Consider the following 24,217-nt stretch of genomic DNA (forward strand, 5'->3'; position numbering starts at 1 on the left):
GCGGTGTCAGTCCTTACTCATCAAAGCCTGGTAGTGAGACCAAAATGCGCGCATCCCGGTCTCATCGGTGGCCGCGCCGATCGTGAACCCCGCGTCGTCGACGGTTTCACGGTTCAAGCCGCGGCGGACGTCCAACCACTCGGGAGAGAGGGCCGCAAGGCCCTGTTGGTTGCGTTCATACATTTCGGTGTCATCGGCCAGCAACATGCCGGCGGGACCCACCGACCCGATGCATTGGGACACCATTCTGCGATTGAGTTCGTGCGCGCCGGCAAGTTGGACCGCGGTGGAGTACTGGACACACTCATCGACGGCAACCGGCTGGATGTTGAAGACCTGGATTTCGGCGATGAACAGATTCGGGAAGATCATCACGTGCGGGCCGCCCTCGATCAGGATCTGCTCAGCGGCGGCGCCGTGCAATCGGCGCATCGCCGACACATATTCGGGGACTCGCGATTCCGTGGTGCCGAACCATCGCATCGGTTCGGCGAACTTGCGAAACTCCGGGCGCAGGTCGTTTTCGCTGTGCCCGCCGCCCAGATCCCGGGTAACGGCCGCCGAGGAGTCGCTGTAGAGAGGAGCGATCGTGGAACCGGTGACCCCGAAGATAGAGCCGTGCACGAACTGCGGGTGGTAACCGTCGGTTTCATTCTCGGCGAGCAGTTTCCAGTTTGCGCGGGTGAGGTGCTGCAGCCAGCCCGCGGTCAGCTCAACGCGTCCCAATGGTGACAGCCGGGTCAAGCGGTCGATCTCGCCGGCGGCGGCCCCGAGGTGCTCGAGCAGGCAGGGGCCGTCTGCGGCGAAGCTGCCGAACACAAAACCGCCGTAGGAGTCCACGCGGGGCACCCGCCCCATGGGCAGGTCGAGTTTGCGCCCACCGTATCCCTTGAAGAAAGGGAACCCGACTAGTTCTCCAGTGTTGCGAAAGGTCCACCCGTGGTAGGGGCACCGGAAGGTGCTCGAGTTGCCTCTGGCGTCGTCACAGACCTGGTTTCCGCGGTGTGAGCACCGGTTGAGGAGCAGATGGATCTGGCCGTCGCGGTCCCGGGTCATGATGACGTCTTGCGGCCCGAGCTTTTTCCGCACGTAGTCATTGGGCTGACTGACTTCGCTTTCGTGACCCACGAATACCCAAGTGCGATACCAGATTTTGTGCAACTCTTCAGCGAAGATCGACGGGTCGGTGTAGAGCGAGCTGTGCACCTTGTCGGGACGGATCAGCTGCTCGTAGCGCGCGCCGGTCGACGCCTCGGGTTGGCTGACCGATGTCATTGGCGAACTCCTTGTCGCTGACCGAATGAGGGCCGGCGCTTCTCGTGGAAGGCGGCAACGCCTTCTACGAAGTCGTCGGTACCGAACAGCCTGGCCTGGTGCCGCGCCTCCTCGTCGAGTGTGTCAAGCGGATGCAGCGTCGGAGCGACGGCCAGGAGTTTCTTGATGACCCCGAACGCTTCCGCGGGCCCGGTGGCCAACCGCGCCGCATCGGCCCACGCCACCTCGAGCGCCCTGCCCGGCTCGGTGAGCGCATCGACCAGACCCCATGCTGCTGCCTTCTCACCGGCGACCGCCTCGGGCATCAGCAGCATCTGTCGAGCTCGGGCCATCCCCACGCGCCGCGGCAGCGACACGAAAGTTCCCATGTCACCGGCTAACCCGACACTGGTGAAGGTGGTGGCGAAGCGGGCGTTCCGGGCCGCGACCACCCGGTCGCAGGCGAGGGCGAGCGCGGCGCCGGCGCCAAAGGCCGCCCCCTCGACCGCGGCCACCACGGGCTTGGCGGTGGTCCAGATGCACCGGACGACGTGCTGGGCAAGGTGGGCGCGTTGCTCGGCTTCCTCGGGCGCCATGCGCCGCATGGTGGAGATGTCGCCGCCCGCGCAGAACACGGTCCCGCTGCCGGTAAGGACGATGGCGCGTACCGATTCATCGGCGTCAGCCGTCTCCAGCGCCTTGGCGAGCTCGAGGCGCAGGGGGATGTCAATGGCGTTGCGCACCTCGGGCCGGTTCAACGTCACCGTGCGAACCGCGCCGTCGTCGCCGGTCAGCACACTCGTCATTGGCCGGTGAACCTTGGGGCGCGGCGTTCGATGACCGCACGCAACCCTTCCAGGGCGTCGGCCGTCCCCGACAGTTCGGAGACGATCCGGGCCTCTTCGGCCAGCCGCGCCTCGACGGGGGCGCCCAGACCGGACCACACCAGCCGCTTGGTGGCCGACAAGGCCAACGACGGCATCGCCGCCAGCTGACGGGCGGCCCGCTCGGCCTGCTCCGTCAGCGCGTCGTCGTCGACGACGTCCGTGATCAACCCGATCGCGGCGGCCTCCTCGGCGGTGAGCGTCGGGTTGGTCAACAGGATTCGGAGAGCCTGGCGCAGCCCGACCAACTGCGTCAGCGTCACCGATGAACCCCCGTCGGGCGCCATCCCGACGCGGACCGCGCCGGAGAAGAACTTCGCCGAGCGCGCGGCGATGACGATGTCTGACGCGCACACCAGTCCCAGGCCGCCCCCGCCGGCGGCGAAACCTTGCACCGCTGCGATGACCGGAGCTTTCAGTTGGATGAGGGCTGCGGTAGCCAGCTGCAGCCACGCCGTCGCTTCGCGAAGGTAATCGGGCAGCGCCGCGCCTTTGGATTCGAAGGTGCGAACGTCTCCTCCGGCACAGAAATTGCGGCCTTCCCCCGACAGCAGAACAACTTTGACCGCGGGGTCGGCATGGCAAGCCAGCACCGCCTCGTGCAGCGCCTTGAGAGTTTCGACGTTGAGGCCGTTTGAGGACTGGGGGCGGTTGAGCCGAATGCGTGCAATGCCGTCGGAGTCGACATCACGCAACACCGGCGCGTGCAGCGTGGTGGTCACGTGTGCACCTCTCTGTTCTTGAACGCCGACACTCCATCGTTGCCGGCCTGCCCGCAGATTCGCTGGACGACGGCGTCGGTTTCGTCGCTCAGGGCTGGTTCGATCGGCTGGTTCAGACCATCGCAAACGAGCCGCTTGATCCCGGTGATGGCCCCGCGGTCACGTCCGGCGAGCCGAGCCATGAACGTTTCGACCCCGGGTTCGAAATCGGCCGCGGCGAACGACCGGTAAGCCAGCCCGCGCGCGACGGCATCGGCGCCGGATATCCGATCACCCGAGAGCAGCAGTGCCATCGCTGCTTGCCGGCCGACGATCCGGGGCAGCCGGACGGTGCTGCCACCGCCGGGGATCATGCCGAAGTTGATGTGGTTGTCCGCGATCCGCGCGTCCTCACGGACGAGCACGATATCGGCGGCCAGCATCAACTCGAATCCCCCGGCCATCGCCACTCCCTCGACTACCGCGATGACGGGGATATCCAGCCGACTGACCATTTGGCACGCGGCGTGGAATGAGCTGAACAACGTGCGCAACGCCGGCTTGCCCTCGGCGCGAAGGCGTTCGACTTCCTCGAAATCGCCTCCGGCGCAGAAGTTCCCGCCTGCACCCCTGATCACGATCGCATGCACGTCCCGATGCTCTCCGAGGGCGCGCAGCCGGGCCTCGAGTTGGCCGGCCAACGCGACGGTGATCGCATTCATCCGCTCCGGGCGGTTCAAGGTAAGCCGACCGATGCTGCCGTCGACTGTGCAGAGGACCTCGCTCACATGTACCGCCCGTCGCCCACTTCGAGGGCAGCGCCGGTGACGCGGCCCGAGAGCTCAGACGCCGGGAACACAACCGCGCCGGCGATCTCCCCGGGTTCGACGACGCGCTTCATCGACACCACCCGGGCGTCGCAGTCAAGGTCGCGCAGCACCACCTGAGCCAGGTGGCTGTGCGGCACGCGCGCGTTCTCGCGACCGATCCCCCGCGCAGCCCCAGTCACCACCGCGACCTTGTCCGCCAGCAGTGACATCGCCATCGTCGACTGACTCCCATCTACGTCAGGTCATGGACAAATCTACTCTGAATTTCTAATCTAGGTTAAACCAATGGGTCGGCTCGCTTCAACCAGGCTGCGGCCGGAAAGGATCGTCGTGGATTTGGGACTGGCTGATGCGAGGGTGGTGGTGACTGGTGGGGCTTCCAACATCGGTCGCGCGATCGTTCACGAGTTTGCGACGGAGGGTGCGCGAATCGTGTTGAACGATATTGACGAGCCGCAGGCAGAGAAGGTCCGTGCGGAGGCGCTCGAGCGTGGCGCGTCCGCGGTCGAAGTGGTGATCGGCGACCTGAGCCTCTCCGATGTCGCCGAATCAACGATCGGACGTGCCGTCGACACCTGGGGCGGCATCGATGTGTTGGTCAACAACTGCGGCTGGACAGTACCCGGGTTCATCGCCACCGACACTGATCGCAATAAGTGGCAGCGCATCATCGAGGTCAACCTGTTCAGTTCGCTGGCTGCGACGCAGGCGGCAATCGGGCCGATGAAAGAAGCGGGGGTCGGATCGATCGTTTGGATTGCGAGCGACGCCGCGTTCGGCCAGATACGGCAGAGCGTTTACGGTGCATCGAAGGCGGCCGTGGTCGCGCTTGCCCGTACGACTGCGCGTGAGCACGGTCGACACGGCATCCGATCCAACGTCGTCTGCCCGGGACTGGTGATGCCCGACGGTCCCGACGCGATCGGCAAGGGCAGCCTGTGGGCGGTCGGGCAGGATAACGTCTTCAATCAGAAGCAAATTGACTTCATGTTGAAGGACACCCCGATGCGCCGCCTGACGATAGCCGAAGATGTGGCGCGCGCGGTGCTCTGGTTCTCGTCGCCTCGGGGCGCCCGACAGGTCACTGGCCAGATGATTTCGGTCAGTGGCGGCTACACGATGCCATGATCGCTCGGGGGGTTCGCGTCTTTCATGCGGCACAGCCACTCCCTGCCACGACGCACGCGTTGCCGCCTCAGAATGCCCCCGTGGGTTTTTAATATAAACTAATTTCTGCATCGGACGCTCGATGGTTCAGCACGCCAGCGGTGTCGCGCCAGCGGGCGGCTACACGCCGTCGGCCGAAGGTCCGTTGCACAGTCCAGCCAGGCTGCCGCGCCGAGCCACCTGTAATTCTCAACACGGATGCGATGGTGGCGCGACGTAGCAGGATGTTCTCGTCGACAGTTTGTCGCGCCGGCCATCCGCGTTCCGACCGAGACATGAATCCCGGTTCGTCCACGCGCGCGGTGCATCTCCGGCGGGTCGCTGGCCCACATATACCTGCCTCAGCTGTCCCGCCCCTCGCCCGTGCGACACATTGATGGATAACCGGCTGATGCCGATCAACGCTCCTGCCGCCGACAGCAGACCGCTCACGCGACAAAGCCACCGGTTTTACACGCAAGCCCTTAGCCGCGCCAAAAGCAGGCGGGCGCGCACGGGCTACCCGACCGGCATTGCCGAAACTGCCATTGACTAATGTCACCATTTGCGATTGACTGCATCGCATGACCGACCGCGTCCGAGGCCGATGATGTTCGGGCCGCTGGACCACCTGTTGCGCAAGCCGAAGACCAGCCATGGCGCGTCGGCGGTCGTGACAGGTGCCGGCAGCGGGATCGGCGCGGCGTTCGCCGTCGAACTCGCCCGGCGCGGCGGCGCCGTGGTGTGCAGCGACATCGACGAGTCCACCGCCCAAGGCACCGCCGACGCGATCGGCGCCCAGGGCGGCAACGCCACCGCGGTCCGTTGCGACGTCGCACGTTTCGACGACGTGCGCGCGCTGGCCGAACAGTCGCAGGACTGGTTCGGCGCGCCACCCACTTTGGTGGTCAACAACGCCGGTGTCGCGGCCGGCGGCCCGGTGATCGGGGAAGCGCCGCTGGACGATTGGCGGTGGACCCTGGCCGTCAATCTGTGGGGCCCCATCCACGGCTGCCACGTGTTCGCCCCCATCCTCCGCGAGGCGACCCCGTCCCGCGCGCCGAGGGGCATCGTCAACGTCGCCTCCGGGGCGGCGTTCGGCGCGCTTCCCGGCATGGGTGCCTACAACGTCAGCAAGGCCGGCGTCCTTTCGCTCTCCGAGACACTCGCCGCCGAAATGTCCGGCACCGGCGTCAGGGTGACCGTGCTGTGCCCGAGCTTCGTAAAGACCAACATCGTGGAGTCCGGCCGCATCAGCGACGAGGCCCGGCAGCGGGCCGCGGGGTTGATGCGCCGGACCGGCATCTTGCCCGGGCGGGTGGCCCGGGCGTGCCTGGACGCGCACGACCGAGGCGAGCTCTACTGCATGCCGCAGCTCGACTCCAGGCTCATCTGGAGTACCAAACGCCTTGCCCCGCAGGCCTACACACGCGCAGTCGGCCTGGCGTCCCGGATCAACCTGCCCTGACCCCACACCGGAAGGAAGCGCCACGTGGCCATCGACATGGAAACCATGCTCGCCAAGATCAAGGAACGCCAGTGGGCGCTCGCCGACATCGACTGGGAGGCACCGGGCGCCAACACGATCAGCCCGGAATTCCGCCCTAAGCTCAAGGCCTTCATGGCCGACCTGTGCTGGATCGAGAACGTCGGCGCCCGCGGCTTCGCCGCGCTGGCCAAGAAGGCACCCGACCCCACCCTGGCCGAGATCTACAGGTATTTCCACGCCGAGGAGCAGCGGCACGCCAACGCCGAGGTGGCGCTGATGAAGCGCTGGGGCATGCTCGACGACGGCGAGCTTCCCGAGCCGAACATCAACATCCGCCTGGCGATCGAGTGGCTCGACACGTTCGCCGACGGGATGCCGCTGTCCGTGCTGGGCACCGTCATCCCCATGCTCGAGGTCGCGCTCGACGGCGCGCTGCTGAAATTTCTGCTGGACAGCGTCGAGGATCCCGTCTGCCATCAGGTCTTCGAGAAGATCAACAACGACGAATCCCGGCACATCGCGGTCGATTTCGAGGTGCTCGACATGATCGGCCACGCGACGGTGCGGCGGCTCCTCATCGAACTGGTCGGCCGCGTCGCGTCACCGGGACTCATCATCGGCATGCTCATGTATGTTCCGTTGCTCAAGCGCATCTACACCGAAATGGCCGAGATGGGCCTGGAGCCGGAACGGCTCAACAACGCGGTCAAACGTTTCAAGCAACTCGGCGAACGCGGCGAAAACACCTGGCGCGTGCCCGCGTATCAGCTCCTCAAGCGGCACGCGGCGATGGTGGTCAACGCGCAGCACCCGTACCAGATCCTGGCCGGCTCCATGGTATGGCTGTCGGATCGCTATCCCAGGCCACTCCTGAGGCCGGTGCCCAGCTGGTTCAAGGAACTCACCTACAAGCCGGCGGCATGACCGTGGCGGGCGAGCACACCTATGCCACGCTGATCATCGGCGCGGGCTTCGCGGGACTCGGGGCGGCAATCCGGTTGGCCCAGACGGGGATCGACGACATCGTGGTGCTGGAGCGCGCGGACCGGCTCGGCGGAACCTGGCGCGACACCACGTATCCCGGCGCGAGTTGCGACGTCCCGTCGCTGCTGTACTCCTACTCGTTCGTCCCGAACCCGACGTGGTCGCGGGCGTACTCCCCCGCCCCGGAGATCTACCGCCACCTCGAGGACATGGCCGACCGGTTCGACGTCCGCCGGTATATCCGCTTCGGGCAGGAGGTCGACACCCTGACCTTCGACGAGGACGCCGGCGAATGGATCGCGACCACCAAGCAGCACAACGAGTTTCACGCCCGCACCGTCGTCCTCGCGTCCGGCCCGCTGTCAGACGTCACCTTTCCCGACCTGCGGGGCCTGGACAGCTACCGAGGGCACAAGATCCATAGCGCCCGTTGGGACCACGCCTACGATTTCGCCGGTAAGCGGGCGGCCGTCATCGGCACCGGGGCGAGCGCCATCCAGATCATCCCCGAACTGGTGAAGCGGGCCGGGTTCGTCAAGGTCTTCCAGCGCACCCCATGCTGGGTGCTGCCACGCCTCGACGGGGCTACCCCGTCAGCCGTGCAGACGCTATTCACCAAAGTGCCTGCCACGCAACAGCTTGCGCGCCAAGCCCTATTCTGGGGTCACGAGGCAACCGCCACGGCCCTGGTCTGGAACACGCCGCTGACCTCGCTGGTCGCGCGGCTGGGGCGGGCGCACCTGCGCAGACAGGTGCAAGACCCGTGGCTGCGCCGCCAACTCACGCCCGACTTCAGGCCGGGCTGCAAGCGCATGCTGGTCTCCAGCGACTACTACGCCGCCCTGCAGCGGGAGAACTGCAAGCTCATCGACTGGCCCATCGCGACGCTGAGCCCGGCCGGGATCCGCACCAGCGATGGCGTGGAGCACCACCTCGACGCCATCGTGTTCGCCACCGGCTACGACGTCCACCTGACCGGTCCGCCGTTCGCCGTCACCGGGCGAGGCGGCCGGGCGCTGGCCGCCGAATGGGTCGGCGGCGCCAGCGCATACAAGAGCATCAACGTGCACGGCTACCCGAATCTGTTCTTCATGACCGGCCCGAACTCCGGTCCCGGGCACAACTCGCTGCTGGTCTACGTCGAGGGCCAGCTGGATTACGCGGTGCGCGGCATCACCACAATCTTCCAAAACGACCTGCGCTACCTCGACGTGCGCGAGGACGCGCAGCGCCGCCACAACGAACGCATCCAGCGCCGGCTCGCCAAGACGACGTGGATGTCGGGCTGCCGTAGTTGGTATCTGACCAAGGACGGGTACAACGGTTCCATGTACCCCGGCTTCGCGACGCAGTACCTTCGCCAGATGCGAGACTTCCAAATCACCGACTACCACGTGGTGGAAAATCCCGTTCGGGCCGTCCTCACCTCGTCCGCCTGACGCCGGCCGAACCGACATGGCAGCCGACCGACCCCCACGTCCCGAACCGGGCACCATCGCCAGCGTCCTGCACAACCTGCGGCGCGCGCCCAAGCGCGTGCGGCGCCAGTCGCGCGAAGTCCTCGAGACGGCGGTGTCTCAGCTTTTCGACGCGGCGGTGCGGCATCCGCACTCCGCCAACACATCCGGCGAGTACCGGATCGACGACCTCGCCCGGTTGGCGGGCACCACGACGCGCAACATCCGCGTCTACCGGGACCGCGGGCTGCTGCCGCCGCCGCTGCGCGTCGGCCGCATCGCCTTGTTCAACGACACTCACCTGACCCGGCTGCGGCTGATCACCTCGATGCTTGACCGCGGCTACAACATTTCCCACGTGCGCGAAATGCTGAGCGCCTGGGAGGAAGGCAAAAACCTCGGCGACGTGCTGGGGCTGGAAACCGCCATCGTGGGCACCTGGACCACCGAGAAGCCGGAAACCATGCAACTCGCCGAGGCGCGACGACTGATCGACGACCCGGCGGCCTTCGAGCGCCTGGTGGCGCTGCAGCTGATCCGCGTCGAGGGGCAACAAGCCACCATCGTTCGCCCCAAGCTCATCGAGGCGTTCAACGAGATGCGTGGGTACGGCGTCGATTTCGACAAGCTCATCGGCCTGCACGAGCAGATCGTCCCCGAGATCGACAAGATCAGCGACCTGCTGGTGCGGGCCGGGGCCGAGCACGTCCTCGACCGGATCAAGCCCGGCCAGGCCCTACCGGCCGATGCGGAGATCGCCGAGCTGATCACCATGCTGGTGCGGTTCCGCACGCAAGCGGTCGCCACGGTCACCGCCACGCTGGCGTCGTCGATCGAGTCGAACATCGAGTCGCTGGTCAGCCGCATCCTGTCGGATTATCTCGAGCAGTCGGCCGAACCAGAACCCCAACTGCGGCAGGTGAAGTGACCCGTCAGTGGCCGCTGAGCGTCAGCGTGCCCTCGGTCCTCAGCACCTTGCTGGCGGTGATCCGCTCCGTCCTGCGGGCCTCACGCTCGATGTAGCGCTGCTTGGACTCCTCGAACTTGTCGCTGGCCGCCTCGAGCTCCTTGACCAATACGGCCAGATCGTCGCGCATCCGCGCGGCCTCGCCGGTGAAGTCCTCACGCTCGAAGATGCGCCACTTGCGCAGCACCGGCATGACCACCTCGTCCAGGTGTATCCGCGGGTCGTAAACGCCGCCGACGGCGATGATCACGGCCTTGCGGCGGAACTCCGGCACCGTGAAGCCGGGCATCTTGAAGTTGCGCAGGATCTTGTGCACCGACTTCATCGCCTGGTTGGGGGCGATGTCCAACCCGGCGCCGCTGACGTCGCGGTAGAAGATCATGTGCAGGTTCTCGTCGTGCGATACCCGGGCCATCAGCTGCTCCGCGATGGGGTCGTTGGAGAATTTGCCGGTGTTGCGGTGCGAGACCCGGGTGGCCAACTCCTGGAACGACACGTACATGACCGAGTCGAACAGGCTCTCAGCGAACATGTCGCCCTGGTGATTCTGGCCCGGGCTGAAGCCCCTGGTCATTTGCTCGAGGCGTAGCTTCTCCAGTTCGACGGGGTCCACGGCGCGGGTCACCACCAGGTAGTCGCGCAGCGCAGTGCTGTGCCGGGCCTCTTCGGCGGTCCACCGGTTGACCCAGTATCCCCACGGGCCGTCCATGGTGAAGTTCATGGCGATCTCGCGGTGATACGACGGCAGGTTGTCCTCGGTCAGCAGGTTTTGCACCATCGCCACCCGCGCCACGTCGGGGAGCCGGCTCTGGCCGGGCTCCCAGTCCTGGCCGTCCAGGGCGTAGAAGTTCTTGCCGTCCGACCACGGGATGTAGTCGTGCGGGCTCCATTCCTTGAACATCTCGAGGTGTCGGTTGAGCAGGCGCTCCACCACGGGCTCGAGTTCGTGAAGTAGCTGCAAGTTTGTCAGGGACTTGGACACGTGCGCTCCCAGCTATGTGTTGCGTTAGGTAACAGGCAATGTATCTGTGTCATGCGGTTACATAAAGCTGACACGCGCGGATGCGCCGAAATAGGGTCGAAAGTCCCACGTAAGGGAAAAGCGGGCAGACGCCGAGCCTCGGGCCGGCGCCGCCGGGTCAGGCGCCGTCGCGAGCGACGAGATACGGCGCGAGCGTAGAAAGCTTTTCGCAGGTCTCCTCGAATTCGCGGTCGGGCCGCGACTCCTCGATGATGCCGGCGCCGGCCCGCAACCACGTCTCGCCGTCGCGTTCGTAGGCCGCGCGCAGTGTCAACGCGGCGTCCAGCCCACCGTCGGCCGAGAAGGTCACGACCGCACCCGAATACAGCCCGCGGGGCGCCTCGTCCAGGCGCAGGATCGCCTCGACGCCTTCCGCCTTCGGAATGCCCGACGCGGTGACCGCCGGGAACAGCGCCTCCAGCGCGTCCATCCGATCGCTCGACGGGCGCAGGCGCGCACTGACGGTGGAGCCGAGGTGCTGCACGCTGCCGCGCTCCCGCACCGTCATGAAATCGGTGACGGCCGCGGTCCCCGGCTCGGCGACCTCGGTGATCTCTTCAAGAGAGCTGCGCACCGAAATCGCATGCTCGACAATCTCTTTCGAGTCCGACTGCAGGTCGGCGCGAGCCTGGCGGTCGTGCGTCGCGCCGCGGCCGAAAGCGCGGGTGCCCGCCAGCGGCTCGGTCACGACGCCGCCGTCGCTTCCGACGGCGGCAACCAACTCGGGGCTGTAGCCGACGGCTCGGATCGCACCCAGCCGCAACAGAAACGACCGCACCGGCGTGTTGTGCCGACGGCCCAGCCGGTAGGTCGACGGGAAGTCGAGGGAGAAGGGCACGCGGACGGAACGGGACAGGATGACCTTGTGGTACGCGCCGGCGGCGATCTCGCGGACGGCGGTCGCGACCCGATCTCGATACCCGGAGGGATCGGCGCCGACGTCGACCGCACGAGCGTCCCGCACGTCGGGCACGCCGTCGGCGAGCAGTCCCAGCACCGCGTCGCGGTGACCGGCCGGCGCGTCCAGCAGCCGAATCCCTCGGCGGGTCACCACGATGCGGGTACGGGGCCAGAACACCCGGGCCAGGGGTGTGCGCGGCGCCAGCCGCTCCTGCAGCCCGTAGCGGTAGACGCCGAACTCGAACGCGATCCAACCGAAGACCTGGTCGGTTTCGAGCAGCATCCGGTCGACGGCGTCGCCCAGGACCGGCCCCGGCCGCCCGGACCACTGTTGGCGCCGCGTGACACCGTCACAGGTGACGCGGAGCTCGTCGCTGTCCAGTTCGACCGTTGCCCGAACCCCGCTGGCAAGCACCCACTCCCCGTCGCGCTCGTAGAGCAGGTACTCGTCGCCCAACCGCTCGGGCAAGACCGCCGCCAGCTCGGCCGCGAGGTCGCCCGGGTCTACGTGGGCGGGCAGCGGAATAGCCGGTGAGGCGGAACTTGTCTCGACGCTCAGCTCGGTCACGGAAGTAAATGTAGCCTAACCTACCTTGCACCGCGCGGGTGGGTGCCGCCTGACGCACCCTGCGCCGCGAGTCCCCGCCGCCCGTCGATGTGCGCAGGCGATAACACGCCGTTCACGCGCCGCTAGGGCGGGTCGCGGTCTCCCGTACCAATTGTTCGGCGGCGAGTGACAAATGCACACCGGAAAATGGTCCGGTCGGGTTTACCGCGTTAAGTCGCCCGACACCATACGTTATCCACACCCAGTACTTTCACAGAAAAGTCACAGTACATCCAAACGTTTGAACCTTTAGCCGCGCGACCTGCGCGGGCGATGACTACGCCATTCAGCGAAGCGGTGCATTGCGCCGCCAACGGGGTGACCTCGGCGTATCCCGTCCGTTTTCGAGTGGCGATGCAGGAGCGGCGGGATTAAATTTCTGCACGATCTCGGGATGTTCGTGGTTGCCACCCTTGCGGACGGTGCTTCCCCTGATCAACGGATCACTTTAGAGAGGCACCAAATGCTGCAAGAGTTCTGGCACAACTTCACACACAACCTGTTCAAGCCGTTGCTGCTCTTCTTCTACTTCGGGTTTCTCATCCCGATCCTCAAGGTGCGGTTCGAGTTCCCCTATGTGATCTATCAAGGCCTGACCATGTACCTCCTGCTGGCCATCGGCTGGCACGGCGGCGAGGAGCTCGCCAAGATCAACTCCGGCATCTGGGTGATCCTCGGGTTCATGGTTCTGGGCTTCGTCCTCAACTTCCTGATCGGCGGCCTCGCCTATCTCCTGCTGGGCTGGCTGACGTCACTGCGGAGAGTGGACCGGGCGACGGTTGCCGGGTACTACGGTTCGGATTCGGCCGGCACGTTCGCCACCTGTGTGGCCGTCCTGGCCGCAGTGAACATCGCCTTCAATGCCTACATGCCGGTGATGCTGGCCGTCATGGAGATTCCCGGCTGCCTGGTCGCGCTGTACCTGGTGGCGCGTCTTCGCCACCGCGGGCTGGACGCGGCGGGGAACATGGCCGACGAACCCGGCTACATCGCGCCGGTCAAGGCCGGGGTGGGGCCGGGCACCGCGGCACGGCCACCGCACGGCCAGAGCCTGGAGGCGGCCGAGAACGCGCGGGGGGCCGAGGACGAGCTGGAGCTTTCGCTGGAAAAGCTGGAGCATCCCGACTGGGAGCCCGGTCCCAGCGCCCCGCGCCCCAAGGGCAAGAGAGTTCCCGTCCTCTCCCGCGAGCTCTTCCAGGAGGTATTCCTCAACCCCGGCCTCGTCCTGCTGATCGGCGGCATCATCATCGGCCTCGTGAGCGGGCTGCAGGGTCAGAAGGTCGTTGCGGACGACGACAAATTCTTCGTGCTGGCGTTCCAGGGCGTACTGTGCCTGTTCCTCCTCGAGATGGGCATGACGGCCTCCCGCAAGCTGAAGGACCTCAGAACGGCCGGGCCGGGCTTCATCTTCTTCGGCCTGCTGGCGCCGAATATCTTTGCGCCTCTCGGCATTATCGTCGCGCACATTTACTCGTCGCTCGTCCACGCCGATTTCAAGCCGGGAACGTACGTGCTGTTCGCGGTGCTCTGCGGTGCGGCGTCGTACATTGCGGTGCCGGCGGTGCAGCGGTTGGCGATCCCCGAGGCGAGCCCGACGCTGCCGCTGGCCGCATCGCTGGGCCTGACGTTCTCCTACAACGTCACCATCGGAATCCCGTTGTACATCGAGATCAACCGCATGGTCGCCCACTGGTTCTAGCTTTCGACGCAACGCCACTTCACGAGCGACAACTGGCCCGCGACATGCATCGCGGGCCAGTTTGCTTTGGTGAGAAGGCCACCTTCCGGCCGCAGGGTGTTAATTGTTCGTAAAACCGGGTTGACGCGGCTATCCGAAGTCCTCAAGGTTTATGGGTGCTCGTGCACCCCGCGCACCGGCCGCTGTTCCCCTCGGCGCCGAACTGAACGCTGGGAGGCAGCCGTGCTCCAGGAGTTCTGGCAGAACTTCACCCAGAACCTGTTCAAGCCGCTCCTGCTCTTCTTCTACTTCGGCTTCCTGATCCCGCTCCTGAAGGTGCGGTTCGAGTTTCCCTACGTGATCTATCAGGGCCTGACCATGTACCTGCTGGTCGCCATCGGCTGGCAGGGCGGCGAAGAACTGGCCAAGATCAAACCGGCCGACGTCGACAACATCGCCGGGTTCGTGGCGCTTGGCTTCGCGTTGAACCTGGTGATCGGTGCGCTCACCTATTTCCTGCTGAAGGCCCTGACAGCGATGCGGCGGATCGACAGGGCGACGGTCGCCGGTTATTACGGCTCGGACTCGGCGGGCACGTTCGCCACCTGTGTGGCGTTCCTCACCAGCGTCGGCATCGCCTTTGACGCCTACATGCCGGTCGCGCTGGCGTTCATGGAGATTCCCGGCTGCCTGGTGGCGCTCTATCTGGTAGCCCGGCTGCGCCACCACGGGATGGACGAAGCGGGATTCATGCCGGACGAGGCGGGCTACACGGCTCCCGGGAGGGCAGGACCCGGCGCGGCCGCTCGGCACGGGCAGACGGAAAGCCTCGACGACCCTGACGAACGCGGGATTGCGGAAGAACTGGAGCTCTCGCTCGAGAAGGGCGAACATCCGCCGCGGTACGAGGAGGCGCGGAAGCGCACCAAGGCACCGCTGCTGTCCCGGGCGATATTTCAGGAGGTCTTTCTCAACCCCGGGCTCATCCTCCTCGTCGGCGGCATCGCCATCGGCTTCATCAGTGCGCTGCAGGGACAGAAGGTGGTGCACGACCAGAACGAGCTCTTCATCGCGGCGTTTCAGGGTGTGCTGTGCCTGTTCCTGTTGGAGATGGGCATGACGGCGTCCCGCAAGTTGCCGGATCTCAGGACCGCCGGCGGTGGATTCATCTTCTTTGGACTGCTGGCGCCCAACCTGTTCGGGGCGTTGGGCATCCTCGCCGCGTACGCCTATGCCTACCTCACCGACACTCACTTCCAGCCCGGCACCTACGTGCTGTTCGCCGTGCTGTGCGGCGCGGCCTCTTACATCACGGTCCCCGCGGTGCAGCGGCTGGGAATCCCCGAGGCAAGCCCCACGCTGCCGCTGGCCGCATCGCTGGGCCTGACGTTCTCGTATACCGTCACGGTGGGAATCCCGCTCTATATCGAGTTCAATCGCGTTGTCGCGCAATGGTTTCCGGGGACTTGACGGCTCGCCGATCCGAGCTACCCAAGCAGCGTACGCACCACCCCGTCGGCCAACAGCCGGCCGCGCGGGGTGAGCACCAGCCGATCGCCCTCCGGCACCAGCAGCCCGTCGGCTATCACGGATTCAGCGCGTTCGCGCTCGTCGGGGTATAGGCGGCTCAGCGGAAGCCCTTCGCGCAGGCGGATTCTCAACAACACGTCCTCGGTGTGCGAGGCTTCGGCGTCCAGCTGCTCGAAGCCGGCCACCGGCAGGGCGGAATCGGCCAGCAGCTGCCCGTAGGCGTTGGGGTGCTTGGCATTCCACCAGCGCGTCGCCCCGACATAGCCGTGCGCGCCGGGTCCGGCCCCCCACCACTGACCGCCGTTCCAGTAGCCGAGGTTGTGCCGGCACTCCCCGCCCGGACGCGACCAGTTCGACACCTCATACCAATTCATCCCCGCCTCGGCCAGTCGGGCGTCCACGAGTTCGTAGCGGTGCGCCAGCACGTCGTCGTCGGGAGCGGCCAGCTCGCCGCGTCGAACACGGCGCGCCAGCGCGGTGCCCTCCTCGACAACCAGGGCGTATGCGGAGACGTGGTCGACGCCGGTTTCGACCGCGGTGTCGACCGAGCGCAGCACGTCGTCGTCGGACTCCCCCGGCGTTCCATAGATCAGGTCGAGGCTGACGTGCTCGAAGCCGGCCTCCAGCGCCTCGCGGGCCGCGGCCGCCGAGCGGTTCGGCGTGTGAATCCGGTCCAGGACCCCCAACACCCGGGGTGATACCGACTGCATGCCGAGCGACACCCGGGTGTACCCGGCCTCGCGAGTCGCATCGAAGAAGTCTGGCCACGCCGACTCCGGGTTGGCCTCGGTGGTGATCTCGGCGTCGGGGGCCAGCTCGAAACTCTCGCGCACCATGTCGAGCAGCGTGGCAACGCGCCGGCCGCCCAGCAGGGATGGCGTGCCCCCGCCGACGAACACTGTGTCCACCGTCGGCGCATCGAGCCGCGCGGCCGCCAGCTCCAGCTCGGCTCGCAGCGCTTGCATCCACGCGTCCGGGTTGACGCCGCCCAGCTCGGCGGGGGTGTACGTGTTGAAGTCGCAATAGCCGCAGCGGGTGATGCAGAACGGGACGTGCAGGTACAACCCGAACGGCCGGCCGGAAGTCGGTTGCAGTGCCGGCAGCTCGACCGGGGCCTCGCGAAGGGTCATGCCAAATGATCCCACGATGAGCGCGGCGTCCACGTTGTCAGCGAATTATTGGTTTTGTCTGCCTGATTACCCAGGTTTGCTAAGTATTTTCGATCACCATGAGGAGAAGTTTGACCTGGTGGCGTAGCCGCTGTGCATCCGTGGCACAATGGTCGCGTGATCGTCGCCCAGTCCAGTTTGCGCATAGCGCTCGTGACGCGACGGCACATCGATCTCAAGCGTGTCTGCAGCTGTTGCTGTCTGCCTTGATCCCGTAGACCCGCCCACCTGTACGTCCAAGCTGGCGAGGATCTGCGCCGCCGATGGATACCGGTGTGTCGCGCGTCCAGGCCTGCAACGCCGACAAGGAGACATTTCCCATGACCACAGCCCGTCCCGCCCGGGCCCAGAACAAGACGCGCAACGAGGGCCAATGGGCCCTGGGTGATCGCGAGCCGCTCAATCCCAACGAGGAGATGAAGCAGGCCGGCGCCCCGCTTGACGTTCGCGAACGGATCGAATCCGTATACGCCGAGGCTGGATTCGACAGCATCGACAAGTCCGACTTGCGCGGCCGGTTCCGCTGGTGGGGCCTCTACACGCAGCGCGAACAGGGCTACGACGGTTCGTTCACCGGTGACGAGAACGCCGACCTACTCGAAGCGAAGTACTTCATGATGCGGGTGCGCTGCGACGGTGGCGCGCTCTCGACGGCCGCCCTTCGCACCCTCGGGCAGATCTCGACCGAGTTCGCCCGCGACACCGCGGACATCTCCGACCGCGAGAACGTCCAGTACCACTGGATCGAGGTGGAGAACGTCCCCGAGATCTGGCGGCGCCTCGACGAAGTCGGACTGCAGACCGCCGAAGCCTGCGGCGACTGCCCGCGTGTGATCTTGGGCTCACCGTTGGCCGGCGAGTCGCTCGACGAGGTGATCGACCCCACCTGGGCCATCGACGAGATCGTCCGCCGCTACATCGGCAAGCCCGATTTCGCCGACCTCCCACGCAAGTACAAGACCGCCATCTCCGGGCTGCAGGACGTGGTGCACGAGGTCAACGACATCGCGTTCATCGGCGTCAACCATCCCGAGCACGGCCCGGGATTGGACCTGTGGGTCGGCGGCGGCCTGTCCACCAACCCGATGCTGGGCCAGCGGGTCGGCGCCTGGGTGCCGCTGGACGAGGTGCCCGAGGTGTGGGCGGCGGTGACATCGATTTTCCGCGACTACGGCTACCGGCGACTGCGGGCCAAGGCGCGGCTGAAGTTCCTGATCAAGGACTGGGGCATCGAGAAGTTCCGCGAAGTGCTCGAGACCGAGTACCTCAAGCGCCCGTTGATCGACGGCCCGGCCCCCGAGCCCGTCAAACACCCGATCGACCACGTCGGCGTTCAGCGCATCAAGAACGGGCTCAACGCCATCGGTGCAGCACCGATCGCCGGCCGGGTGTCGGGCACCATCCTGTCCGCGGTAGCCGACCTCGCCGAACAGGCCGGTTCGAACCGGATCCGGTTCACGCCCTATCAGAAACTGGTCATCCTCGACATCGCCGACGACAAGGTCGAAGAGGTGGTCACCGGCCTGGAGGCCCTCGGCCTGCACACCAGGCCGTCACAGTGGCGGCGCAATCTGATGGCCTGCACCGGCATCGAGTACTGCAAGCTCTCGTTCGCCGAAACCCGTGTTCGCGCCCAAAGTTTGGTTCCCGAGCTGGAGCGGCGCCTGGAGGACATCAATTCCCAGCTCGACGTGCCGATCACCGTCAATATCAACGGCTGCCCGAACTCCTGTGCGCGAATTCAGGTCGCCGACATCGGCTTCAAGGGCCAGATGGTCGACGACGGCGAAGGCGGCTCGGTGGAAGGGTTCCAGGTCCACCTGGGCGGCAGCCTCGGCCTGGACAGCGGTTTCGGCCGAAAGTTGCGTCAGCACAAGGTAACCAGCGACGAGCTGGGCGACTACATCGAGCGAGTGGTCCGCAACTTCATCAAGCACCGCAGCGACGGTGAACGTTTCGCCCAGTGGGCCCTGCGGGCCGGGGAGGACGATCTGCGATGACGGACAGGGCAACGAGGCCTACCGAAGCGGAACTGCGCGAACTCGCCGCCGAGGGCGCGGCGGAGCTCGAAGGCGCCAGCGCGTCGGACCTGTTGCGATGGACCGACGAGCATTTCGGCGGCGTCAACGGCCCGCGCGGCTGGGCGACGTGCAACTACGTCGTCGCATCCAGCATGCAGGAGGCCGTGCTGATCGACCTGGCGGCCAAAGTGCGGCCCGGTGTGCCAGTGATGTTCCTGGACACCGGCTATCACTTCGTGGAGACCATCGGCACCAGGGACGCCGTCGAGTCCGTCTACGACATCCGGGTCGTCAACGTCACCCCGGAGCGGACGGTGGCCGAACAAGACAAGCTCCTGGGCAAGGACCTCTTCGCCCGGGACCCGGGCGAGTGCTGCCGGATGCGCAAGGTCGAGCCGCTGGGCAAGGCGCTGCGCGGCTATTCGGCCTGGGTGACCGGGCTGCGCCGGGCCGACTCGGCGACCCGCGCGAACGCCCCGCTGGTCAGCTTCGACGAGGGGTTCAAGCTCGTCAAGGTGAACCCGCTGGCGACGTGGACCGACGAGGACATGCAAAACTACATCGATGAGCACGATGTGTTGGTGAATCCGCTTGTCTACGAAGGTTATCCGTCGATCGGCTGCGCTCCCTGCACGGCCAAGCCCATCGAGGGCGCCGACCCGCGCAGCGGACGCTGGCAGGGGCTGGCCAAGACCGAATGCGGACTGCACGCGTCGTGACCTCCCTCGTCCTGACCGCCCACGGAAGCAAGGATCCGCGGTCGGCGGCCAACGCACGGGCAGTCGCGGACCGGGTCGCCCTCGTGCGGCCCGGTCTGGACGTCCGGCTGGCCTTCTGCGAGCTGAACGCCCCCAGCCTCGGGCAGGTCCTCCACGGCCTGCCCGCCGCGCGCCGGGCCGTGGTCACTCCCCTGCTGCTAGCCAATGCCTACCACGCCCGCGTCGACATCCCGCACCAGATCGGCGCGTGCGGCGCCACTGAGCGGGTGCGGCAGGCGTCGGTCCTCGGCGAGGACGAGCGGCTGGTTTCGGTGCTGCGCCAGCGAGTGGCCGAGCTCGGAGCGTCCCGGCTCGACGACACGCTGGGCGTGCTCGTGGTGGCGATCGGCTCCTCCGACGCCACAGCCAACGCGCGCACCCGGGAGGTCGCGCCCCGGCTGCTGGAGGGCACCCCGTGGGTCGCCGCGACGACGGCGTTCGCGACCCGCCCCCGGTCGTCGCTGGCCGAGTCCGTCGACGTTTTGCGCTCGCGGGGCGCCCGTCGGGTGGTCGTCGCGCCGTGGTTTCTGGCGCCGGGGCTGCTGCCCGACCGCGTGCGGCGCTTCGCCGAAGCCGCCGGCCTCGAGATGGCGGCGCCGCTGGGCGCGCACCGGCTGGTGGCGGAGACGGTGCTGAGCCGGTTCGATCAGGCGGCCGCCGAGCGCATCGCCGCCTGAGGGCTTTGACTTAGGGTTCGCGAATCTCGGTGGCCCGGCCATGATTCGAGCATGTCTGAGGAATTCCGGCGGTTTGACGCTATCGCCGCGCCCGCGGCGCTAGGGCGGAGTGATACCGGCAGTCGAGCACGTCAATTGCCGCCAGTAAGTCACGCCGACGTCAGCGTGTCCTGGTCCTCGTTCGTCCCACCGGCGCCGCCATCACGGGGAAGCACGACGTCGCTGGGAAGCGGTGGGACGCGGGTGGCGCGGACGTAGACGGTGTCGCCGTCGCGCAGGGCCAGCGCCTCGGCGTCGCCGCGGGTGATCTCGGCGGTGAACGGCCGCTTGGTGGCCGCGCTCGTCAACTCCACCCGCACCTCGAAACCCAGCGCGACCACCCGGTCGACAGTGGCACGCACGACCCCGATGGACTCCGCGGTCCCATCACCCCCGGCAACGGCCATATCGGGCTTGCGGCCCACCCGGATGTCGTGCGGGCGCACCAACGCCCCGTTGAGCTCGGAGACCGCACCCAGAAACGACATCACAAACGTGCTCGCCGGCGAGTCATACACCTCAGTCGGCGAACCCACCTGCTCGATGCGCCCCTTGTTGAGCACCGCGATCCGATCGGCCACATCCAACGCCTCGGCCTGATCATGGGTCACCAACACCGTCGTCACATGCACCTCGTCATGCAGCCGCCGCAACCACGCCCGCAAATCCTCACGCACCTTGGCATCCAACGCACCGAACGGCTCATCAAGCAACAACACCTGCGGATCGACCGCCATCGCCCGCGCCAACGCCATCCGCTGCCGCTGCCCACCCGACAACTGATTGGGATAACGCCGCTGAAACCCGCTCAGCCCCACCACTTCCAACAACTCATCCACCTTGGCCTTAACCTCGGCCTTGGGCCGCTTACGGATCTTCAACCCGTAAGCCACGTTATCGCGCACCGTCAAATGCTTGAACGCCGCATAATGCTGAAACACAAACCCGATCCCACGCCGCTGCGGCGGCACCCGGGTCACGTCCTGACCATTGATGGTCACCGTCCCGCTGTCAGGCTGATCCAACCCCGCGATCGCCCGCAACAACGTCGACTTACCCGAACCACTCGGACCCAGCAACGCCGTCAACGACCCCGTCGGCACCACAAAATCCACATGATCCAGCGCAACAAAATCCCCGTAATGCTTATAGGCATCACGCACCACGATGGCAGGTTCCGCGGCGGCCTGGTTCTGGTGGTCGGTCATGTGCGAATCTCCTTGTCGGGCCTACTTGGTCGCCCGTGCCCGGCGGGCATCCAGCGCCACTTGGAAGATCAGGACCAGCACGGCGACACCCATGAGCAGCGTCGAGAGCGCATAGGCGCCGTACTCGGCGCCGCGGTTGTAGCGGTCGGAGACGAGCAGTGTCAGTGTTTGCGACTTGCCCGGCAAGTTCGACGACACGATGGTCACCGCTCCGTATTCGCCGAGTGTGCGTGCGACGGTCAGCACGATGCCGTAGGTCAGCCCCCAGCGGATGGACGGCAGCGTGATCCGCCAAAAGGTCTGCCACCAGCTCGAACCCAGCGTGGCCGCCGCCTCCTCCTGGTCGATGCCCAGCTCGTGCAGCACCGGCTCGACCTCGCGCACCACGAAGGGCAGTGTGACGAAGATGCTGGCCAGCACGATACCCGGCAGGCCGAAGATGATCTTGAACCCCAGGTCTTTCTCCACGAAGCCGAACGCCCCGGCCGACCCCCACAGCAGGATCAGGGCCACGCCCACGACGACGGGCGACACCGCGAACGGCAGGTCGATGATCGCCTGCAGCGCGCCCTTGCCCCGAAACCGGTTGCGCGCCAGTACTAAAGCGGTGGGAATCCCGAACAAGACGTTGAGCGGCACCACGATCGCCACCACGAGCAGCGTCAGGTCCAGTGCCGATTGCGCCGCCGGCGTGCTCACCCAGTCGAAGAACTGCCCCAGCCCGGGCCGGAAGGTCCGCCAGAGGATCAGCGAAACCGGCAACACCAACAACACGAAAAGGTATGCGAGCGCGACGAACCGGAGCAGATACCGAACCCGGACTGAGGACGTCATGCGGCCAGCTCCTCACGTTTGGCAGCCCGCCCGCCCACGATTCGCAGGACGAACAGCACCACAAACGAAATCCCAAGCAGCACGATCGATATCGCGGCGGCGCCGGTTCGGTCGTCGTTCTCGATCAACGTCCGTATCCACTGCGACGACACCTCGGTCTTGCCCGGCACCGCGCCACCGATCAGCACCACCGAACCGAACTCGCCGATCGCCCGCGAGAAGGCCAGCCCCGCACCGGACAACAACGACGGCAACAGTGACGGCAGCACCACCGAGGTGAAGATCTTCGGGCCGCTGGCGCCCAGAGACGCCGCGGCCTCCTCGGTCTCGTGGTCGATCTCCAGCAGGACCGGCTGAACCGCGCGCACCACGAACGGCAGCGTCACGAACGCGAGCGCCACCGCCACGCCCCAGGCAGTGTGCTGCAGGTGCAGACCGACCGGGCTGTTGTTCCCGTACAGCGCGAGCATCACGAGGCTGGCGACGATGGTCGGCAGCGCGAACGGCAGGTCGATGGTCGCGTCGACGACCCGCTTGCCGAAAAAATCGTCGCGCACCAGCACCCAGGCGATGAGCAAGCCGAAGACGAGGTTGACGGCCGTGACCCCGGCGGAGATGGTGAGGGTCACGCGGAACGAATCCAGCGCGGCGTTGGAGGTGACCGCGAGCCAGAACGCCTGCCAGCCACCACCCGCGGCCTGCCAGGCGATCGCCGCCAGTGGCAGCAACACGATCACCGAGAGCCACAGCGTCGCCGCGCCCAGCCGGAGCGGCGTGGCCCCGACCCGGTGCGGCAGGTGCGCGTCGTGTGCCTCCAGCTCTGGCCGAATCGCCTGCGGGTCAGGGGTGACGGTGGCGGTCATCCGGTGGCCTGCGTGTAGATCTTGGTGATGCTGCCGGTGCTCTTGTCGAACAGCTGGGGATCGATGACCGCCCAGCCGCCCAGGTCGGCGATCGTCCACAGTTTCGCCGGCGACGGATACTGGTCCCGGAACTCGGCGGCCACCGCGGGATCGACCGGGCGGAAACCCGTCTGGGCCCAAACCTCTTGCGCCGCAGCGGTGTACTGGAAGTTCTTGAACGCCACGGCGGCGTCCAGGTGCGGACTGGTGTTCACCACCGCCACTGGGTTCTCGATCTTGAAAGTCTGCGGCGGATTGTTGTGTTCGACCGGCTTGCCCGCCCGCTCGGTCGCGATCGCCTCGTTCTCGTAGCTGATCAACACGTCACCGCTGCCCTGAACAAAGACATCAGTGGCCTCCCGCCCCGACCCCGGTCGCAGCTTGACGTGTTCGCGCACCAATTTGTTGATGAAGTCGACGCCGGCCTGGTTGTTGCTGCCGCCCTGGCTCTTGACGGTGTAGGGGGCCAGCAGGTTCCACTTGGCCGAGCCCGAACTCAGCGGACTGGGCGTAATCACCTCGACGCCGGGCCGCAGCAGGTCGTCCCAGTCCTTGATGTTCTTCGGATTCCCCTTGCGCACCACCAGCGTCACCACCGACCCGAACGGGATTCCCTTGGTGGCGTCAGTGTTCCAGTCCTTGGACACCTTGCCGGCCTTGATCAGTCGGGTGATGTCGGGCTCAACGGAGAAGTTCACGACGTCGGCCGGCTTGCCGTCAACGACTCCGCGCGATTGGTCGCCGGATGCTCCATAGGACGTGATCACCTGCACACCCTTACCTTGGTCGGAAGCATTGAACGCCGGAATCACCTTGCTCCAGCCAGGTTCCGGGACGGAGTACGCAACGAGGGTGATGCTGGTGCGGGCGCGGCCCGGCCCGCCGCCGCCTACGACGTCACTCGGACCGGGGTTGCACGCGGCCAGGACGGCGGTCGTCAGCGCGAAAGCGCCGACATACCGGACCGTTCGCCAGCGCGGTGTGAGCCCGCTGTCGTTGAGCATTGTGGCCTTCCAGTGCGAGACGGATTGGTCCCGTTGCTGCGGAAGGGCACTGGAAACGCGACGAGAATTCACCAACTCCATACCTGACCGCGCACGGGTTCGGGAGTCAGCGACAACAGTGCACGAACACGCCGCATGGGAACAGCGCGGGTGCCAC

The 24,217-nt window shown here is 66.4% G+C and carries 23 protein-coding genes; 11 read left to right on the plus strand and 12 right to left on the minus strand.

Going from position 1 to position 24,217, the window contains the following annotated elements:
* Nucleotides 1-6: 6 nt before the first annotated feature.
* Genes G6N56_RS07765 through G6N56_RS28540 form a run of 5 tightly spaced genes read right to left on the minus strand, consistent with a single transcriptional unit; the run spans nucleotide 7 to nucleotide 3,884 of the window.
* On the minus strand, nucleotides 7-1,275 hold the full coding sequence (locus tag G6N56_RS07765) for an aromatic ring-hydroxylating oxygenase subunit alpha (RefSeq protein WP_085254776.1): 1,269 nt from the start codon (nucleotides 1,273-1,275) through the stop codon (nucleotides 7-9).
* Nucleotides 1,272-2,060, minus strand: coding sequence for an enoyl-CoA hydratase/isomerase family protein (locus G6N56_RS07770; protein WP_085254777.1), 789 nt, complete (start codon nucleotides 2,058-2,060; stop codon nucleotides 1,272-1,274). Before G6N56_RS07770 ends, G6N56_RS07765 begins: the two co-directional genes overlap by 4 nt.
* Nucleotides 2,057-2,860 carry an enoyl-CoA hydratase/isomerase family protein gene (locus tag G6N56_RS07775; protein ID WP_085254778.1) on the minus strand — a complete coding sequence of 268 codons (804 nt, stop codon included), beginning with the start codon at nucleotides 2,858-2,860 and terminating at the stop codon, nucleotides 2,057-2,059. Before G6N56_RS07775 ends, G6N56_RS07770 begins: the two co-directional genes overlap by 4 nt.
* A complete protein-coding gene (locus tag G6N56_RS07780) occupies nucleotides 2,857-3,627 on the minus strand; it encodes an enoyl-CoA hydratase/isomerase family protein (RefSeq protein ID WP_085254779.1) in 771 nt (256 codons plus the stop codon). Before G6N56_RS07780 ends, G6N56_RS07775 begins: the two co-directional genes overlap by 4 nt.
* The gene (locus G6N56_RS28540) at nucleotides 3,624-3,884 is read right to left on the minus strand and encodes a hypothetical protein (protein ID WP_085254780.1); all 261 of its coding nucleotides are present in this window, start codon (nucleotides 3,882-3,884) and stop codon (nucleotides 3,624-3,626) included. The genes G6N56_RS07780 and G6N56_RS28540 overlap by 4 nt, the downstream gene beginning before the upstream one ends.
* A gap of 115 nt (nucleotides 3,885-3,999) precedes the next feature.
* Here G6N56_RS28540 and G6N56_RS07795 point away from each other — a divergent pair, with 115 nt between their 5' ends.
* From G6N56_RS07795 to G6N56_RS07815, 5 genes are all read left to right on the plus strand, one after another.
* A complete protein-coding gene (locus G6N56_RS07795) occupies nucleotides 4,000-4,797 on the plus strand; it encodes an SDR family NAD(P)-dependent oxidoreductase (protein ID WP_085254781.1) in 798 nt (265 codons plus the stop codon).
* A gap of 628 nt (nucleotides 4,798-5,425) precedes the next feature.
* Complete coding sequence (locus tag G6N56_RS07800; RefSeq protein WP_085254801.1) at nucleotides 5,426-6,283, plus strand: SDR family NAD(P)-dependent oxidoreductase; 858 nt, start codon at nucleotides 5,426-5,428, stop codon at nucleotides 6,281-6,283.
* Nucleotides 6,284-6,307: 24 nt separating this feature from the next.
* Nucleotides 6,308-7,228, plus strand: a complete 921-nt coding sequence (locus G6N56_RS07805) for a ferritin family protein (protein ID WP_085254782.1) — start codon at nucleotides 6,308-6,310, stop codon at nucleotides 7,226-7,228.
* Nucleotides 7,225-8,727, plus strand: a complete 1,503-nt coding sequence (locus G6N56_RS07810) for a flavin-containing monooxygenase (RefSeq protein ID WP_085254783.1) — start codon at nucleotides 7,225-7,227, stop codon at nucleotides 8,725-8,727. Before G6N56_RS07805 ends, G6N56_RS07810 begins: the two co-directional genes overlap by 4 nt.
* A 16-nt stretch (nucleotides 8,728-8,743) precedes the next feature.
* A complete protein-coding gene (locus tag G6N56_RS07815; protein ID WP_085254784.1) occupies nucleotides 8,744-9,673 on the plus strand; it encodes a MerR family transcriptional regulator in 930 nt (309 codons plus the stop codon).
* Nucleotides 9,674-9,677: 4 nt separating this feature from the next.
* On the opposite strand, the gene G6N56_RS07820 is transcribed toward G6N56_RS07815, so the two are convergent.
* Together G6N56_RS07820 and G6N56_RS07825 are read right to left on the minus strand one after the other, a co-directional pair.
* Nucleotides 9,678-10,694, minus strand: a complete 1,017-nt coding sequence (locus G6N56_RS07820) for an acyl-ACP desaturase (RefSeq protein WP_085254785.1) — start codon at nucleotides 10,692-10,694, stop codon at nucleotides 9,678-9,680.
* A gap of 157 nt (nucleotides 10,695-10,851) precedes the next feature.
* Nucleotides 10,852-12,201, minus strand: a complete 1,350-nt coding sequence (locus tag G6N56_RS07825; protein ID WP_085254786.1) for a salicylate synthase — start codon at nucleotides 12,199-12,201, stop codon at nucleotides 10,852-10,854.
* A 502-nt stretch (nucleotides 12,202-12,703) separates the two neighbouring features.
* Here G6N56_RS07825 and G6N56_RS07830 point away from each other — a divergent pair.
* The gene (locus G6N56_RS07830; protein ID WP_085254787.1) at nucleotides 12,704-13,939 is read left to right on the plus strand and encodes a sodium-dependent bicarbonate transport family permease; all 1,236 of its coding nucleotides are present in this window, start codon (nucleotides 12,704-12,706) and stop codon (nucleotides 13,937-13,939) included.
* 222 nt (nucleotides 13,940-14,161) lie between these two features.
* The gene (locus G6N56_RS07835) at nucleotides 14,162-15,388 is read left to right on the plus strand and encodes a sodium-dependent bicarbonate transport family permease (RefSeq protein ID WP_085254788.1); all 1,227 of its coding nucleotides are present in this window, start codon (nucleotides 14,162-14,164) and stop codon (nucleotides 15,386-15,388) included.
* Nucleotides 15,389-15,405: 17 nt separating this feature from the next.
* On the opposite strand, the gene hemW is transcribed toward G6N56_RS07835, so the two are convergent.
* Nucleotides 15,406-16,578, minus strand: coding sequence for a radical SAM family heme chaperone HemW (gene hemW, locus G6N56_RS07840; protein ID WP_085254802.1), 1,173 nt, complete (start codon nucleotides 16,576-16,578; stop codon nucleotides 15,406-15,408).
* A 192-nt stretch (nucleotides 16,579-16,770) separates the two neighbouring features.
* On the opposite strand from hemW, the gene G6N56_RS29730 reads away from it, so the two are divergent.
* The 4 genes from G6N56_RS29730 to G6N56_RS07855 all read left to right on the plus strand — a co-directional run bounded on the left by G6N56_RS29730 (nucleotide 16,771) and on the right by G6N56_RS07855 (nucleotide 20,073).
* Entirely contained in the window at nucleotides 16,771-16,827 is a 57-nt protein-coding gene (locus tag G6N56_RS29730) for an Ms4527A family Cys-rich leader peptide (RefSeq protein WP_408632695.1), read from the plus strand.
* Between the two features lie 110 nt (nucleotides 16,828-16,937).
* Entirely contained in the window at nucleotides 16,938-18,617 is a 1,680-nt protein-coding gene (locus G6N56_RS07845) for a nitrite/sulfite reductase (RefSeq protein WP_085254803.1), read from the plus strand.
* The gene (locus tag G6N56_RS07850; RefSeq protein WP_085254789.1) at nucleotides 18,614-19,357 is read left to right on the plus strand and encodes a phosphoadenylyl-sulfate reductase; all 744 of its coding nucleotides are present in this window, start codon (nucleotides 18,614-18,616) and stop codon (nucleotides 19,355-19,357) included. Before G6N56_RS07845 ends, G6N56_RS07850 begins: the two co-directional genes overlap by 4 nt.
* Nucleotides 19,336-20,073, plus strand: a complete 738-nt coding sequence (locus tag G6N56_RS07855) for a sirohydrochlorin chelatase (RefSeq protein WP_180150502.1) — start codon at nucleotides 19,336-19,338, stop codon at nucleotides 20,071-20,073. Before G6N56_RS07850 ends, G6N56_RS07855 begins: the two co-directional genes overlap by 22 nt.
* A gap of 149 nt (nucleotides 20,074-20,222) precedes the next feature.
* On the opposite strand, the gene G6N56_RS07860 is transcribed toward G6N56_RS07855, so the two are convergent.
* From G6N56_RS07860 to G6N56_RS07875, 4 genes are read right to left on the minus strand one after another with little or no spacing between them, the layout of a single operon-like run.
* Nucleotides 20,223-21,320, minus strand: a complete 1,098-nt coding sequence (locus tag G6N56_RS07860) for a sulfate/molybdate ABC transporter ATP-binding protein (RefSeq protein WP_163645095.1) — start codon at nucleotides 21,318-21,320, stop codon at nucleotides 20,223-20,225.
* A gap of 21 nt (nucleotides 21,321-21,341) precedes the next feature.
* Nucleotides 21,342-22,154: a sulfate ABC transporter permease subunit CysW gene (gene cysW / locus G6N56_RS07865; RefSeq protein WP_085257957.1), complete on the minus strand. Its 813-nt coding sequence runs from the start codon at nucleotides 22,152-22,154 to the stop codon at nucleotides 21,342-21,344.
* Nucleotides 22,151-23,017 carry a sulfate ABC transporter permease subunit CysT gene (cysT, locus tag G6N56_RS07870; protein WP_085257958.1) on the minus strand — a complete coding sequence of 289 codons (867 nt, stop codon included), beginning with the start codon at nucleotides 23,015-23,017 and terminating at the stop codon, nucleotides 22,151-22,153. The genes cysW and cysT overlap by 4 nt, the downstream gene beginning before the upstream one ends.
* The gene (locus G6N56_RS07875; protein WP_085257959.1) at nucleotides 23,014-24,060 is read right to left on the minus strand and encodes a sulfate ABC transporter substrate-binding protein; all 1,047 of its coding nucleotides are present in this window, start codon (nucleotides 24,058-24,060) and stop codon (nucleotides 23,014-23,016) included. Before G6N56_RS07875 ends, cysT begins: the two co-directional genes overlap by 4 nt.
* Nucleotides 24,061-24,217 lie beyond the last annotated feature (157 nt).

This window comes from Mycobacterium saskatchewanense (assembly GCF_010729105.1).
GTDB classification, from domain to species: Bacteria; Actinomycetota; Actinomycetes; order Mycobacteriales; family Mycobacteriaceae; genus Mycobacterium; species Mycobacterium saskatchewanense.

What these genes read in the sequence shown, in the direction of transcription:
- G6N56_RS07765 (WP_085254776.1), bottom strand. Translation starts at nt 1,275, where the DNA reads ATGACATCGGTCAGCCAACCCGAGGCGTCGACCGGCGCGCGCTACGAG.
- G6N56_RS07770 (WP_085254777.1), bottom strand. Translation starts at nt 2,060, where the DNA reads ATGACGAGTGTGCTGACCGGCGACGACGGCGCGGTTCGCACGGTGACG.
- G6N56_RS28540 (WP_085254780.1), bottom strand. Translation starts at nt 3,884, where the DNA reads ATGGCGATGTCACTGCTGGCGGACAAGGTCGCGGTGGTGACTGGGGCT.
- G6N56_RS07800 (WP_085254801.1), top strand. Translation starts at nt 5,426, where the DNA reads ATGTTCGGGCCGCTGGACCACCTGTTGCGCAAGCCGAAGACCAGCCAT.
- G6N56_RS07810 (WP_085254783.1), top strand. Translation starts at nt 7,225, where the DNA reads ATGACCGTGGCGGGCGAGCACACCTATGCCACGCTGATCATCGGCGCG.
- G6N56_RS07815 (WP_085254784.1), top strand. Translation starts at nt 8,744, where the DNA reads ATGGCAGCCGACCGACCCCCACGTCCCGAACCGGGCACCATCGCCAGC.
- G6N56_RS07830 (WP_085254787.1), top strand. Translation starts at nt 12,704, where the DNA reads ATGCTGCAAGAGTTCTGGCACAACTTCACACACAACCTGTTCAAGCCG.
- hemW (WP_085254802.1), bottom strand. Translation starts at nt 16,578, where the DNA reads ATGACCCTTCGCGAGGCCCCGGTCGAGCTGCCGGCACTGCAACCGACT.
- G6N56_RS07845 (WP_085254803.1), top strand. Translation starts at nt 16,938, where the DNA reads ATGACCACAGCCCGTCCCGCCCGGGCCCAGAACAAGACGCGCAACGAG.
- G6N56_RS07850 (WP_085254789.1), top strand. Translation starts at nt 18,614, where the DNA reads ATGACGGACAGGGCAACGAGGCCTACCGAAGCGGAACTGCGCGAACTC.
- G6N56_RS07855 (WP_180150502.1), top strand. Translation starts at nt 19,336, where the DNA reads ATGCGGACTGCACGCGTCGTGACCTCCCTCGTCCTGACCGCCCACGGA.
- G6N56_RS07860 (WP_163645095.1), bottom strand. Translation starts at nt 21,320, where the DNA reads ATGACCGACCACCAGAACCAGGCCGCCGCGGAACCTGCCATCGTGGTG.
- cysW (WP_085257957.1), bottom strand. Translation starts at nt 22,154, where the DNA reads ATGACGTCCTCAGTCCGGGTTCGGTATCTGCTCCGGTTCGTCGCGCTC.
- cysT (WP_085257958.1), bottom strand. Translation starts at nt 23,017, where the DNA reads ATGACCGCCACCGTCACCCCTGACCCGCAGGCGATTCGGCCAGAGCTG.
- G6N56_RS07875 (WP_085257959.1), bottom strand. Translation starts at nt 24,060, where the DNA reads ATGCTCAACGACAGCGGGCTCACACCGCGCTGGCGAACGGTCCGGTAT.